The 14,331-nt window shown below is 57.4% G+C and carries 12 protein-coding genes and 1 riboswitch; of the genes, 3 read left to right on the forward strand and 9 right to left on the reverse strand.

Features of this window, described 5'->3' with window-relative positions:
* Nucleotides 1–22: 22 nt before the first annotated feature.
* Genes SERS4_RS0121920 through SERS4_RS0121930 form a run of 3 tightly spaced genes read right to left on the reverse strand, consistent with a single transcriptional unit; the run spans nucleotide 23 to nucleotide 2,730 of the window.
* On the reverse strand, nucleotides 23–517 hold the full coding sequence (locus SERS4_RS0121920; protein ID WP_017894052.1) for a PTS sugar transporter subunit IIB: 495 nt from the start codon (nucleotides 515–517) through the stop codon (nucleotides 23–25).
* A 9-nt stretch (nucleotides 518–526) separates the two neighbouring features.
* Nucleotides 527–955 carry a PTS sugar transporter subunit IIA gene (locus tag SERS4_RS0121925; protein ID WP_017894053.1) on the reverse strand — a complete coding sequence of 143 codons (429 nt, stop codon included), beginning with the start codon at nucleotides 953–955 and terminating at the stop codon, nucleotides 527–529.
* A 5-nt stretch (nucleotides 956–960) separates the two neighbouring features.
* Nucleotides 961–2,730: a class I mannose-6-phosphate isomerase gene (locus SERS4_RS0121930; RefSeq protein WP_017894054.1), complete on the reverse strand. Its 1,770-nt coding sequence runs from the start codon at nucleotides 2,728–2,730 to the stop codon at nucleotides 961–963.
* Between the two features lie 214 nt (nucleotides 2,731–2,944).
* On the opposite strand from SERS4_RS0121930, the gene SERS4_RS0121935 reads away from it, so the two are divergent.
* Complete coding sequence (locus SERS4_RS0121935; RefSeq protein ID WP_012146982.1) at nucleotides 2,945–3,970, forward strand: LacI family DNA-binding transcriptional regulator; 1,026 nt, start codon at nucleotides 2,945–2,947, stop codon at nucleotides 3,968–3,970.
* 15 nt (nucleotides 3,971–3,985) lie between these two features.
* Here the strand turns inward: SERS4_RS0121935 and ygiD are convergent, their stop codons facing one another.
* Nucleotides 3,986–4,768 carry a 4,5-DOPA dioxygenase extradiol gene (gene ygiD / locus SERS4_RS0121940; RefSeq protein ID WP_012146983.1) on the reverse strand — a complete coding sequence of 261 codons (783 nt, stop codon included), beginning with the start codon at nucleotides 4,766–4,768 and terminating at the stop codon, nucleotides 3,986–3,988.
* Nucleotides 4,769–4,974: 206 nt separating this feature from the next.
* On the opposite strand from ygiD, the gene zupT reads away from it, so the two are divergent.
* Complete coding sequence (gene zupT / locus SERS4_RS0121945) at nucleotides 4,975–5,742, forward strand: zinc transporter ZupT (protein WP_012146984.1); 768 nt, start codon at nucleotides 4,975–4,977, stop codon at nucleotides 5,740–5,742.
* A 62-nt stretch (nucleotides 5,743–5,804) separates the two neighbouring features.
* Here the strand turns inward: zupT and ribB are convergent, their stop codons facing one another.
* Nucleotides 5,805–6,458, reverse strand: coding sequence for a 3,4-dihydroxy-2-butanone-4-phosphate synthase (gene ribB, locus SERS4_RS0121950; RefSeq protein ID WP_017894055.1), 654 nt, complete (start codon nucleotides 6,456–6,458; stop codon nucleotides 5,805–5,807).
* A 110-nt stretch (nucleotides 6,459–6,568) separates the two neighbouring features.
* Nucleotides 6,569–6,730, reverse strand: a riboswitch (FMN riboswitch).
* A 146-nt stretch (nucleotides 6,731–6,876) separates the two neighbouring features.
* Here ribB and ubiK point away from each other — a divergent pair.
* Nucleotides 6,877–7,155 carry a ubiquinone biosynthesis accessory factor UbiK gene (gene ubiK, locus SERS4_RS0121955; RefSeq protein ID WP_012146986.1) on the forward strand — a complete coding sequence of 93 codons (279 nt, stop codon included), beginning with the start codon at nucleotides 6,877–6,879 and terminating at the stop codon, nucleotides 7,153–7,155.
* Nucleotides 7,156–7,184: 29 nt separating this feature from the next.
* Here the strand turns inward: ubiK and yjeH are convergent, their stop codons facing one another.
* The 4 genes from yjeH to SERS4_RS0121975 all read right to left on the reverse strand — a co-directional run bounded on the left by yjeH (nucleotide 7,185) and on the right by SERS4_RS0121975 (nucleotide 14,178).
* The gene (gene yjeH, locus SERS4_RS0121960; protein WP_017894056.1) at nucleotides 7,185–8,438 is read right to left on the reverse strand and encodes an L-methionine/branched-chain amino acid transporter; all 1,254 of its coding nucleotides are present in this window, start codon (nucleotides 8,436–8,438) and stop codon (nucleotides 7,185–7,187) included.
* A gap of 25 nt (nucleotides 8,439–8,463) precedes the next feature.
* Nucleotides 8,464–9,894, reverse strand: a complete 1,431-nt coding sequence (gene hldE / locus SERS4_RS0121965; RefSeq protein WP_012146988.1) for a bifunctional D-glycero-beta-D-manno-heptose-7-phosphate kinase/D-glycero-beta-D-manno-heptose 1-phosphate adenylyltransferase HldE — start codon at nucleotides 9,892–9,894, stop codon at nucleotides 8,464–8,466.
* Between the two features lie 93 nt (nucleotides 9,895–9,987).
* Entirely contained in the window at nucleotides 9,988–12,825 is a 2,838-nt protein-coding gene (glnE, locus tag SERS4_RS0121970) for a bifunctional [glutamate--ammonia ligase]-adenylyl-L-tyrosine phosphorylase/[glutamate--ammonia-ligase] adenylyltransferase (protein ID WP_017894057.1), read from the reverse strand.
* Nucleotides 12,826–12,870: 45 nt separating this feature from the next.
* Nucleotides 12,871–14,178 (reverse strand): inorganic triphosphatase, encoded by a 1,308-nt coding sequence (locus tag SERS4_RS0121975; protein WP_017894058.1) that lies wholly within the window; start codon nucleotides 14,176–14,178, stop codon nucleotides 12,871–12,873.
* Nucleotides 14,179–14,331: the final 153 nt, after the last annotated feature.

Below are 14,331 nucleotides of genomic sequence, written 5' to 3' on the forward strand. Positions count from 1 at the left end.
AGTTCACTCCCGCCGTTCAGGCTTATTTGAGTTTCTTTTTTGCGTCCAGCCAGCTGAAATGGCTGGCGTCTGGGACTAAACGGAATTCGATGGCATGTCCTTGTTCGGCAAGGAAATCGAAGGCCTCTGTCTCTGCCGCGCTCACGGATTGATTGGGGCCAATGGTCACCGTTTCCTTGCGGGCAGACATCGGCCCGACGTTAATTTTCTTGTTACGATTGCTGAGATCGATCCCTGCCTCTATCAACCTGCGCAGCGTGACCGGCGATTTGCCGATCACGAAGTACTGCTTGTCGCTGGCGATCACCTTCGGCAGTTTTTCTATCGCCTGCTGCACGGTAAACAGCCACACTTTCGTGTCCTGCACCGCCCCCTTCATCACCGATGACAGCAACGGGTCTGCCGCCACCTCATCATCGATCGCCACAATACCGTCGCAAGGCAACTCCTTCGCCCAGCGGGTGACCAGTTGACCGTGAATGACCCGGTCGTCGATACGTACAAATGAAATGGCCATCTTCTCTCCTCAGAAATCGTCCAATTGCGCCGTTACCGCCGGACGGGCAACGGCAATCGCCTCACCCGCCAGCGCTACCAGCTCTTGAGCCGCCTGGTGAACGTCCTTTTCGTCCAGCAATTCGGCACTCATCAACAGCATCGGGAAATTCACGCCGGTCACCACGGCCATCGGCACTGGCGTTTGGGGATCAAAAGCGTGGCGACAGGCCACGTTGTAGGGCGTACCGCACAGCATGTCGCACAGCACCAGCACACCGTCCGCCCCCGCGCTCACCCGCTGCAATTCGTCGGCAAACTCCTGTTTAAAGGCTTCGATACCGGCACCTTCGCTCAGGCCTACATGGCTGGTCCCCGGCAGATCACCGTAAACCATACGTGCGCTGCTCATCAGCGCCTCGGCCAGCGGGCCATGGGAGGTCACTATCACTTTCAACATAATGCTTATCCCCTTACCCAGGCTTTGATGGTGCCCAGGGTCTTGCCCAGGCTGCGACCATGGGGGCTGATACGGTATGGCCCCACGGCGGCCGGTACGATAAAGGTTTCGGCGTAATGCACCACAAAGGGCGCGAAATGGCCCTCAGGGCTTTCAACTACCGCCTCTTCCCCTTCAACCAAATTCAGTACGTTCACCCGGCCTTCGGTATGGTGCAGCACCGGTTCACTGAACCAGTGACGACGGGTTTCGATAAATTCGCGCTCGTGCAAACCGGTTCGCTCTTCCTGCCAGCCCGCCCCTTCGGCAACCTGTTCAATACGGTTCACCAGGTGATCCTTCGCCCAGGTGGTGTCGCACTGCCAGTTGATCACCTGTTCGCCATGCTGCAGATGCACCGGGCGTGGCTGACCATCCAACCCCAGGCGGCCCCAGTCCCACAGTTTGAAGGTGAAAATATATGGCGTCGCGCTGATCTCCAGCACCATGGAGCCGGAGCCGGAACAGTGCACCGTCCCCGCAGGGATCAGGAAATGGTCGTGTTTACGCGCCGGAAAACGATTAACAAAACGCTGGTCATCGAAGGGCTTTTCACCGCTTTGGGCAGCGGCCAGATCGGCCATCATCGCCTGCGGTTCGGTACCGTTTTTCACTCCCAGGTACACCTCAGCCCCCGGCTCTGCCGCCAGAATGTAATAGCTTTCATCCTGGGTGTAGTGCATGCCGAAATGCTGTTGGATGTATTCCGTCAGCGGGTGCACCTGGAAACTGAGATTTTGCCCACCGACGGTATCGAGCAGATCAAAGCGGATCGGGAATTCGGCGCCGAAGCGGGCGTGTACCTGCTCACCCAGCAAGGGGCGGGGATATAACAGCACCAAATCCTGTGAGGGGATCTCGACCCGAACGTCACCAAAACGCATTAGCAGGCTGTTTTCCTCGGGCACGCAGTCAAAACACCATGCATAGTTGGCTGCCGTCGGGTCGAGATCGAACTGTTGTTTCATCCACTGGCCACCCCAGACTCCGGGGTCAAAAAACGGCACCACGCGGAATGGGCGTTGGGTTGCCTGCTGCAATCCGGCGTGGAAAGCCGTGCCGGTCACCAGCTTGGGTTGGCCGGCCTGATTGGTATCCAACACAAAATCGGCACGCTGCAGCAACGGGGTTTTATGACGATCGAAGACTCGCCATTCCACGAAGAATGCCCGTTTGTAACGGCGCAGCACGTCTTCGTCCACATTATTCACCCCCCAGTTGCCCAGTTCGCCGCGACGGAAACGCTGTTGGATTTCCCAGCGGGCCATATCGGCATACACCAATACATCGGCTTCGGCGATCAGCGCCGCACCCGGCCCGTAAACCACCACCAGCCCACTGTCTACGCTCGCAATTTGATCGCGCAATTGCTGGACGCGCTCGGCGTCAAAAAACTCGGGCATTTCATGGCACGACAGCACGCCAAAAACACGGTCATCCGTTAAATTGCGCTCAATCATCGCGTGGATGTGCGGCTCATCGTATTTAGCCGACTCGGCGTTGATGCTACTGACCGGCTGCAGAGGATGAATAAAATTCTCGGTTAGCTCTGCCAGGCTCACCCCATGGTAGCAATCCACCACCAACAGGGTTTTGCGCAACCCAAGAGTGGCAATCTTGTGGCTGACGGCGGCGGCCACTGCCTGCCAGCCCTGCCAGGCGGCATGATCAAATCCCTGCACTGCCACTTCCGGAGACTTGTCATAGCTTGTTGATTTATGCTGTTGCTGTGTCATATTCTTCTGCCTATGAACTGAATACATAGAAAAAGATTAATCGATTAACCGAATACAAAATAGGCTGATTAACGAGATTAACCTCTTACAATCGATAATAACCCCATAAAAAACCAAACTTTCGTGACGCGAATCACGATTTATCGGCAGGGTTTTACAAAATAAGGTTAATCGTTATACCTTGCTATGACAGTCGGCACCGACAGGAGATGAAATGAGCACAATAACCTTGGCGGACGTCGCCGCACTTGCAAAAGTCTCCACCGCGACGGTATCGATGGTGTTGCGCAATCGAGGCCGCATATCGGATGCCACCCGCAAGCGCGTGCTGAGCGCCATTGATGAGCTGGGCTATGTCTACAATCAGACCGCCGCTAACCTGCGCAATCGCAGCAGCAACCAGGTCGGCCTGCTGCTGCACGACATCACCAATCCGTTTTATGCGGAGATGACCGCCGGGCTGAGCCAGGAGATGGAGCGCCATCAGTTGATGCTGTTTCTGGCCAACAGCGAAGAGTCCGCCGACAGGCAGCAAAAATTTGTCGACTCCCTGTTGCAGAACAATACCAGCGGCATGGTGCTGTGCGCCGCAAGACAAACGCCACCGCTGTTTTTTGAAACGCTGAAACGCCGCAAGATACCGGCCATTATGGTAGTCCGCCCGGTGGCCGATGCGCACTTTGACTTCGTCGGCACCGATAACTTCCTGGGCACTCAATTGGCGACTCAGCATCTGCTGAATCTGGGGCATCGTCATATCGCCTTTATCGGGGGATCCATCAGCTCGACTACCCGCGCACAACGGCTGGGCGGCTACACCAGCAAGCTGGTAGAGCACGGTATCGCGGTCAACGGAGAATGGATTGTGGATAGCGAGGCCAGCCAAAGCTCCGGAGCCATGGCGGCGGAACAGTTACTGAAAGCCCATCCGGAAATCACTGCGGCCTTATGCTATCAGGACATTGTCGCGCTGGGGGTGATGCAGACATTGCGCAAACTCAACCGCCAGATTGGCCGTGATTTTGCGCTAATTGGTTTTGATGATATTACCGAAGCCTCGCTGGTGCAGCCGGGTTTGACCACCGTATCGGTGGCCTCGCGCGAGATTGGCCGTAAGGCCGGGGAACTGTTGTACAGCCGTATTCAGGGTAATGATGAGCCGCCAAAACGTATCATCCTGCCGCCTTCTCTGGTGATCCGCGAGTCCTGCGGTTTTGCAGATAAATCCACGCCAGCCTGAGCTGGCGTGGATGATCTAGCCGATCTGCACTGACAGCATGCTCAATGAGCTCATCTCAATGCCATCTACCGGCACGGTGATCGCTTCCTTGCCGTCCCAACCGCCAAGCACATACAGCAGCGGCAGGTAGTGCTCCGGCGTCGGGTTCGAAAGCGCCGCACCTTCATGCTGCATAAAGTTCACCAGCGGGTGGTTATCGCCATGATAATTCAGGTTATCCCGCACGAACTTGTCAAACGACGTGGCCCACGGATAAGGCGTCGCGTCACCCTGCCATTTCACCATCCGCAGGTTATGCACCACGTTACCGCTGGCAACGATCATAATCCCCTGTTCGCGTAACTCCGCCAGTTTGCGGCCCAGCTCATAATGGTATTCTGCCGGCTGAGTACCGTCGATGCTGAGCTGCACCACCGGAATGTCCGCCTCAGGGTACATTTTGATCAACACGCCCCAGGTACCGTGATCCAACCCCCATTCACTGACGTCAGCCTTGACGCGAGTCGGCTCCAACACCTGCTGGACCTGCGCAGCCAATTCGGGAGAGCCGGGAGCCGGATACTGGGTATCAAACAGCGCCTGTGGGAAACCACCAAAGTCATGGATGGTTTTCGGTTTTTCCATCGCAGTAACGGCGGTGCCACGGGTATACCAGTGAGCGGATACGGCAACGATGCCCTTCGGACGTGGCAAGGTTTCACCCAACGTACGCCATGCCCGGGTGTAGCGGTTTTCTTCCAGCGCGTTCATCGGGCTACCGTGGCCGAGGAAAAGTGCTGGCATACGAGAGGTTTTCATACAGGATCCTTGGTTGGTCGCAATACATTCTATAAACCAGACTACGCCGTTTGCCGAGGTAAAACAGCCGGATAACCGTGATGATGATCTTCAATAAATTTGAATGGTTAAAACAATGGAAGCAATCAGCCAAATCCACTCGATTTATGCCTTTACTCTGTTAGTATCAGAAAATAAACAACAATTTCAACGTACAGGAGAAGACTATGTCCGTACCGCTGCTCCTGACCTTGCTGGCCGGCGGCGCCACCTTTGTCGGTGCCCTGTTCGGCATTATCGGCCAGAAGCCATCCAACCGAATGCTGGCGTTTGCTCTCGGCTTTGCCGCCGGGATTATGCTGTTGATATCTCTGATGGAAATGCTGCCCGCGGCGCTGCACACCGTCGGTATGTCACCCATGCTGGGCTACGGCATGTTCATGCTTGGCCTGCTGGGTTATTTTGCGCTGGACCGGATGCTGCCACATCAGCATCCGCAGGATTTACTGCAAAAACCACTCCAGCCGCACAACCTGAAACGCACTGCCGTGCTGCTGACGCTAGGTATCAGCCTGCACAACTTCCCGGAGGGCATCGCCACCTTCGTGACCGCCAGCGCCGATCTGGAGCTGGGAATGGGTATCGCGCTGGCCGTAGCCATTCACAATATTCCTGAAGGCCTGGCGGTCGCCGGGCCGGTGTACGCCGCAACCGGCTCAAAGACCAAGGCGTTGCTGTGGTCGGGTATTTCCGGCATGGCGGAAATTCTCGGCGGCGTGCTGGCATTTCTGCTGCTCGGTCCGATGATATCGCCGGTGGTGATGGCGTCGATTATGGCGGCAGTCGCCGGTATTATGGTGGCGCTGTCGGTCGATGAGCTGATGCCGTTGGCGAAAGAAATTGATCCGAACAATAACCCGAGTTACGGCGTGCTGTGCGGAATGGCGGTGATGGGATTCAGCCTGACGTTATTGCAAAGCGGCGGGATCGGTTAAACCTTTTAAGCCAAAAAAAGCCGCATTCGCGGCTTTTTTATATTCAGAAAATCAGTCCGATATCAGCTGGCTTTCTGCTCGTGTGACTGGCGGTAGGCCACCAGATCTTCGATGGTCAGCACGGTCATATCATGCTGTTTGGCGAACAGGATAACTTCTGGCGCATGCGCCATGCTGCCGTCATCGTTGGTCAGTTCACACAGCACGCCGGCAGGTTTGAAACCGGCCATTGATACCAAATCGATAGTCGCTTCGGTATGGCCACGACGGCTCAGGACGCCACCCGGCTGCGCACGCAGTGGGAACACGTGGCCAGGGCGGTTCAGATCGCTCGGCTTGGCGTTATCGGCTACCGCCGCGCGAATGGTGGTCAGGCGATCGGACGCGGAAACACCGGTCGTCACACCCTGCGCCGCTTCGATAGTCACGGTGAAAGCGGTCTGGAACTGGCTGGAGTTGTTGGTCACCATCATCGGCAGCTCAAGCTGCTGACGGCGTTCTTCGGTGAGACACAGGCACACAATACCGCTACCGTGGCGAATGGTCAGCGCCATCTGCTCAACGGTCATGGTTTCTGCGGCGAAGATCATATCACCTTCGTTTTCACGATTTTCATCATCGAGCACCATCACACCGCGCCCATTGCGCAATGCTTCAAGAGCGCGTTCTACGCGTTCTACCGGCGTGCCGAAATCTGAAAGTAGGGTCTGATTCATGGTAAAAAACCTCATTAGAAAATTATGGATTACCAGAACCAGGGCGATCTTGAGGAGTAGCTAGCAATAGCTAAAAAAATAACGCAAGCGGGCGCAAACCCGGCAGATACCGTTACTCTCTCCCATCCGGACTATAACCGTCGGCCCCGGAATTACACCGGATCTGCTGACCTCTAACCAAACTGCAAGAGACTGGCTGAGCGCTCGCGGGCTTTCACCGTAGAAGGTGATTTACCGCCGGTGGGGACTTGCACCCCGCCCTGAGAATAAGCCTCTCGACTATAACGCTAATGATTAATCAGGGCAATTGGCAAAAGCACAATTCGGCCAGCCGCAGGGAATGCGGTTAAATAGTTTATCCGGCGGGCAACTCGCATTACACTAGGCAACAGCTATTAAACTCTGAAAGGGATACGCCATGATTGACCCGAAAAAAATTGAACAGATCGCACGTCAGGTGCATGAGTCCATGCCTAAAGGCGTGCGCGAATTCGGGGAAGACGTTGAGAAGAAAATCCGTCAGGTGTTGCAGTCACAGCTCACCCGTCTGGATTTGGTCAACCGCGAAGAGTTCGACGTGCAGACCCAGGTATTGCTGCGCACCCGTGAAAAACTGGCGTTGCTGGAACAGCGTATGAGCGAGCTGGAAAGCAAGCTGAACGCCACGCCTGCTGCACAACAGCCAGACGCCGAATAAGTTACCGTTAAGGGCGCGATACTGCGCCCTTATTGCGGTTTGAGCGCCGCCTGAGCCTTAAGCCGCAACACCAGCCAAATCAGCGCGAACATTCCCAGTGCATACAGGCTTTTCCAGCCGATAATCACCATCAACAGCACACACAGCCCTAATCCTGTCGCCGCCATTAGCCGCGAACGCCCGTGCAAAATTCGGCAGCCCGCCAGCATACACAGCAAATAGATCAGCACAAAGATGCCATTGGCATACACCAGCAGCGTATCCAGCGGCAGCTTCAGCGTATAAATCAGCAAAGTGAACAGCAAACAGCTGCCCACCACCGCGCTTAATGCATTGACCGGTGCCTGTCCGGCAGACAGCCTGGCCAGCGCGCTGGCCGGTCGGTCCTGCGCCTGCGACCACACCAGCCGGGCGAAGCTTTGGGTATAGATATTGACGCTGGCAAAGCAGGCCAGATAGCCAATGATACAGGCCACCCACAGCGCATGCTGACCAAACAGTTGCACCACGATACCCGGCAATGACGCAGCCGCCGCCTGATGCTCACCGTAGGCGTGGAAATGCAGTACCGCCACGGTACAGCCCCAGTACACCGCCCCGGCGACCAACATGCCAAACAGAAGTGCACGCGGAAAATCGCGTTCAGGGTTACGGAACTCGGTCGCCAGATGGGCAAATGCCTCCAGGCCCACAAAGCACCAGAACATCACTGCCAGCGCATGGAACAGATTGGGCGAGGAGATTTCATTGATTGCCGGCCAGGGAATTTGGGACAGTGAAATGTCGCCACGCCACCAGATAGCGGCCACCAGCGCTACCACCAGAACGGCGATTAGCGTTTGAATATTGGCACTGGAACCCGCGCTGCGCGTGCCTAAAAACCAAATCATCACCAGCGTGGCAATTTGCACCAACAGCAGGCCATTGGCGCTCCAGCCGAAAGTGGCCTGCCAAAAACCGGCGGCAATCTGCAGCGCCGCCGGCAGGCCAACCGGAATAACCGACAAAAACAGCCAGCCGGTGACTTTCGCCATGCGCGGACCAAAGGCCAGACCGACAAAGTGCGCTGCACCAGCCGCACTGGGGAAATGGCGGCCCAAGGCGGCAAAGGCAATGGCGATCGGGAAAACCAGGATAATCAGCAGCGGCCAGGCCCACAGACTATCGCCCTGTGCCACCTGTGCTGCCAAAGCCGGAACGGCAAATACGCCGGTACCCAGCAGTGAAGTGGACAATAGCCCAACGCCCTGCGCTAAACTCAGCTCTTGCTTCAGTCCACTCACTGCCCACCGCCGTTTTCAGCGAACGTTAGCCACGCCCGTCTTTGATTGCCTTGATGATGTTGGTGGTCGACAGGCCGTCTTCGAAGTTCAGCACTTTTACGTCGCCGCCATTGGCCCATACCTCGGTACTACCGGCGATATCTTCAGGCTTGTAATCGCCGCCTTTCACCAGCAGATCCGGCAGGATATCGGCGATCAGGCGTTGTGGCGTGTCTTCTTCGAACGGCACCACCCAATCCACCGCTTCCAGCGCACCCAGTACAATCATGCGGTTTTCCAGCGCGTTGACCGGACGGGTTTCGCCTTTCAGACGTTTAGTGGAAGCATCGCTGTTCACCGCCACAATCAGGCGATCGCCCAGCTTGCGGGCATTGGCCAGATAAGAGACGTGACCGGCATGCAGAATGTCAAAGATGCCGTTGGTCATCACCACTTTTTCACCGCGCTGACGGGCTTGCGCCACGGCGGTTTTCAATTGCGCCTCGGTCATTACGCCAAAGCCGGTTTCGGCCCGGCCGCGTACCGCGTTTTCCAGCTCGATTGGTGAAACGGTCGAAGTCCCCAGTTTGCCCACCACCACGCCGGCTGCGGCATTAGCCAGGAAACAGGACTCTTCCAACGTGTTACCGGCAGCCAGTGCCGCGGCCAACACGCCGATAACGGTATCGCCGGCACCGGTAACGTCAAACACTTCCTGCGCCAAAGTGGGCAAATGCAGCGGCGCGATGCCCGGCTGCAGCAGCGTCATGCCGTGCTCGGAACGGGTGACCAGCAGTGCAGAAAGCTCAAAGTCCGCCACCAGCTTCATGCCGCGCTCAACCAGTTCGGCTTCGTCTTTGCAGTGACCTACCACCGCTTCGAATTCGGACAGGTTTGGCGTCAGCAGTGTTGCGCCGCGATAACGCTCAAAATCAGAACCTTTTGGATCGATCAGCACCGGCACCTTGGCGGCACGCGCCAGCTGGATCATGCTCTGTACCTGACTCAACGCGCCTTTGGCGTAATCTGACAGCACCAGTGCGCCGATCTGCGGCAATGCCTGCTGAATACGTTCCAACAGCGGCTGCGGATCGACGTTTGAGAAACCTTCTTCGAAATCGAGGCGGATCAATTGCTGGTTACGCGACAGCACGCGCAGCTTGGTGATGGTCGGGTGCGTCGGCACCGAGACAAAATCACAGCGCACGTTGACTTCATTCAGCTTGGCGCTCAGCGCCCGCGCGGCATCATCAATACCGGTCAGGCCCACCAGGCGTGAATTGGCGCCCAGCGAAGCAATGTTCATCGCTACGTTAGCCGCACCGCCGGGACGCTCTTCAATGGTTTCAACCTTGACCACCGGCACCGGCGCTTCCGGTGAAATGCGGCTGGTCGGCCCATACCAATAGCGATCCAACATGACGTCACCCACCACCAATACCCCGGCGCGGCGAAAATCAGGCAGTGTAACTTTCATCCGATAACTCCAAAAAAGTACAAAATTTTAGTGGCGCAGATATTACCACAGACGTCTGTAATAGCTGCAAAACGTATTGCGCAACCGGCCTGCTCAGCCCAGCCACTTCGCCCAACTGGCGCGGACTTGTTCACGTTCGGCGGCGAATTGCCCATTGCCAACCTTGCCGGAATGCTCCTGCAACGCCAAATGATGGATCTCATCGCGCATGGTGACGTAAGCCTGGGTCAGCGCACGCGCTTCCTCTTCCGGCATGATGTCGTAATTGGCCATCAGTTCGAAAATGCGCACGTTATCAGACCAGCGCGTCAGGCGCGGTTCGGCGGCCGCATAGCCTAAGACCAGATACTGGGCAATAAATTCGATATCGGTGATCCCGCCCTCGTCGGCTTTGATATCAAACAGTTCACGCTGCTTGTTGCCAAGGTGATTGCGCATTTTCTCGCGCATCTCACGCACCTCGCGTTTCAGCGTTTCCAGGTCACGCGGTTTGCACAGGATCTCCCGGCGGATAACATCAAACTGCTGATGCAACAGCGGATCGCCATGCACGATGCGTGCCCGTACCAGCGCCTGATGTTCCCAGGTCCAGGCTTCGCTCTGCTGATAATCGGCAAAGGCTTCGACGGTGCTGACCAACATGCCGGCCGCCCCCGACGGCCGCAGGCGGGCGTCCACTTCATACAAAATACCGGACGAGGTACGGGTGCTGAACAGGTGCATCACCCGCTGTGCCAGACGCAGATAAAACTGACGGCCGTCGATGCTGCGATCGCCGTCGGTCATCACCTCCGGCGGACAATCGAGGATAAACACCAGGTCAAGATCGGAACTGTAACCCAGTTCCCAACCGCCCAGCTTGCCGTAGCCAATCACCGCAAAACCGCGCCCTTCACGCTCCTGCAAATGGGTTGGCTGGCCATAGCGTACGACCATATCGTTCCACGCCTGCTGCACCACGGTGTCGATAATCGCCTCCGCCAGATAGGTGAGGTGATCGCTCACTTTCATCACCGGCAGCGCACCAGAGATATCCCCGGCGGCAATACGCAGCTGTTGTGCCTGTTTGAACTGGCGCAGCGCTTCCAGCCTCTGCTCTTCGTCGTCCTCCGGCACCCGCAGCAGGTACTGGCGCAGCTCGCTGCGGTAGGCATCCGGGGCCACCGGCTGATACAACGTCGCCGGCTCCAACAGCTCATCGAGCAGCAGCGGATAACGCGACAGCTGGTTGGCCACCATCGGCGAAGCGGCACACAGGCGAATCAAATGGCTAAGGGCCGCATGGTATTCCACCAGCAGCTCAAGGTAGGTGGTACGGGTCACGATGCTCAGCAACAGCTGGGTCAGCCTGAGCAGTGCGGTCGGCGCGTCCTGACGCGGACAGACTTCCGCCAGCAGGCGCGGCATCAGTTGATCGAGCACGTCACGACCGCGTGGGCCGATGGTGCGTTTGTCGACGTCATGCCGAAATTCAGCGATGGTGCGCAGCATTTGTCTGCGCGCCTCTTCATCCAGATGTGGCGTCAACGGGGCCAGTTCGTTCTCTTCCAGCGCGTCCTGCCACAGACTGTGATAGTGCTGATAATCAGGATCTTCGCCAACGTCGGGGCTATCATCGCCAATCAGGTCGTTAAATACCGCCCTGACCGCCTGCATATGGTGATCCAGCGCCAGCAGCAGGGCCGACCAGTCGTCGAACCCCATGCCCCAGGCCAGCCGCGCCTGGTCGAGTTCATCTTGCGGCAGCGTTTGCGTTTGTTGATCGGCAATCGCCTGCAGCAGGTTTTCCAGCCGGCGCAGGAACAGGTAACTGGCACTCATCGCCTGTACCTGTTGCGGCTCCAGCAACCCCAGTTCCCCCACCGCCTGTAGCGTCGGCAGCAACGAGCGCCCTTGCAACGCCGGCTCGCGGCCACCGCGGATCAGTTGGAATACCTGGGTGATAAATTCAATTTCGCGGATGCCACCGGCACCCAGTTTGATATTGTCTTTTAGCCCGCGCCGCCGGACTTCACGGGCGATCATGCCTTTCATATTGCGCAGCGACTGGATCACGCTGAAATCGATATAGCGACGGAAGACAAACGGCCGCAGGGTTTTGCGCAGCTCTTCGCTGTAGGCGTCTTCCGAGCCGCCCATCAGCCGCGCCTTGACCATCGCATAACGTTCCCAGTCACGGCCCTGCTCCTGGTAATAATCCTCCAGCGCGGCGAAGCTCATCACCAGTGGGCCGCTGTCGCCGAACGGCCGCAGCCGCATATCCACGCGATAGACGAAACCGTCAATGGTTTGCTGATCCAGCGCCTTGATCAGCCGCTGCCCCAGACGGGTGAAGAACTGGGCGTTATCCAGCTCACGCCGCCCGCCCTGGGTCTGGCCGTTTTCCGGGTAGGCAAAGATCAGATCGATATCGGACGAGAAGTTCAGCTCACCGCCGCCCAATTTCCCCATACCGAGGATCAGCAACGGCTGCGGCACGCCCTGAGCATTGCATGGAGTACCCCACTCACGGCAGCAGGTTTGGTACAGCCAGTCGCGGGCGCTGACAATCAGCGTTTCCGCCAGCCCGCTCAGCTGCAACAGCGTTTCTTGCGTGCTGCATTGGCCCAGCGCCTGCGCCCAGGCGATCCTGACCAGCGTCTCGCGGCGAAACAGGCGCAGTGCACGCATCAGTTGCGCTTCGTCACGCACCTCTTCCAAATCATCCTGCAGCCAGGCGGCATAATGTTGCCACTCGTCCGCCACCGGCGGTTGCTTGCGCAGCGTCGCCAGCCATTCCGGCTGGCTCTGCAACATGTCGCAGACAAAGTCGCTCGACGCCAAAACCCACAGTTCCTGGCTGCTGAGCGCGCAGTCCGCGCCCTGAGTTTCCTGAAAACGCTGCACGATGTTCTGTGCCTGAGTCTGTAACGCTGCTGAAAGTGGCAACATAGTGAATGATCCAATCGAAGACCTGCGCCTGGCAGGCCAGCTTAGTTAGCGGAGCGCGCCGTTTAACCAGAATGGCGCATGCGATAAGGCCTGCTTGCGGCTGCCTTCGTACCAGCCCTGGCGCCGTTCGGCCACCGCCAGTTGCAGCTCGCGCCAGCCGTCAATGTAGGGGCCGGTTTCGTCGTCAGGGTAAGCCCCAGACAGCAGGATAAATGCCGAGACCTGACGAGTCAGACGCGGCAGCTGTTCCTCGTATTCGTCATCGTTCAGCGTGCGGGTGAAGGCTTCTTTCAACTCGGCGGCGCTGCGCCCCAGCATAATGTCGCTGAAACGTTTGAAGGAACCGTCAAGCTTGGCCTGCGCCTTGGCATCGATAAAAGGTTTCCAGGCAGCGGTCACCAACCACGATGTGAGCGCCAACTTACATTGCAGATATTCCGCGCTATAGCACAACTCCTGCGGCTGAGTGGTTTTATCAATCAGCAGCGGCTCCAGTGCAGTCAGACGGGCGCGCAGATCGGCGCTGGCCTTGCGGGGTACCAGGCCGCCGAAAATCACCAGTGCCTGGCGGATCAGCGCAATCGCCTCCATCACGGAACGACGGGCCTGAGTATCGCCACGCAACCACAGTTCTTCGTGATATTGCCAATGGCTCAAACCCAGTTCAAAACTGGCGATCATCCCTTGCTCAACGCTGGATTTGGCGGCTGGCTTCAACACCGCCAATGGAAGACGTTCGCGCGGGACGTTGCCCTGCGCCAGATGATAACCCCGTGCCGCCTTGCTCAGGCTGCCCTGACGCAGGCCGCCGTGCTCCGCCAGTTGGTTGGCCAGCGCCAGCAAATCGGCGGTATTGCCTTCTTTCAATTCCAGCTCGATTTCGCACAGCGCTTCGCTCAGCTCACCGGCTTTCACTTCACCCTGGTCAAGACCAACCTCAATCTCGCTCTTACCGTAAGTGACCACCCACTTCTCACGCACGAAATCGGTGCGGAACAGCGGTTGTAACGCCTGCTGCAACGCCGGGATATCACAACCCTGCGGCCAGATATCTGCCGGGAACCGATCCAGCGCCAGCTCCGGCGTGGCAATCGCCACATTATATTCCGGACGCTGATGCAAGCCCGCCACCACCTTGCCGGCGGTTTTGATAGTCATTTCATAACTGTCGTCGAACCCGCGGATACGCAGCCCCATATCCTGACCACGCAGGAAATTGTCGGCGGTTTCGAAATAAATATTGGTCAGTTTTTGCGGTGCGGAATGCTGATTCGGCCAGGCAGCCAGTTGCTGCGGCAAGGCGGCAACCGCATCCGGGGTGGCAATAAATTTCAGTTCTATTTCAACGGTCATAAGTCTTTTACACCAATAAGTTACGCATTCGCGTCAGCCTTCACGGCGGCGGGCCTGGCCTGCCACGTTCTGCCCGGTGACGCACAGTTGCCGTTATCTTACCGCGATTCCCGGCGCCTTAACCCTGCTAACTGCAGAAAAAACCTGTTACGT

Source organism: Serratia sp. S4, from assembly GCF_000347995.1.
GTDB classification, from domain to species: domain Bacteria; phylum Pseudomonadota; class Gammaproteobacteria; order Enterobacterales; family Enterobacteriaceae; genus Serratia; species Serratia quinivorans.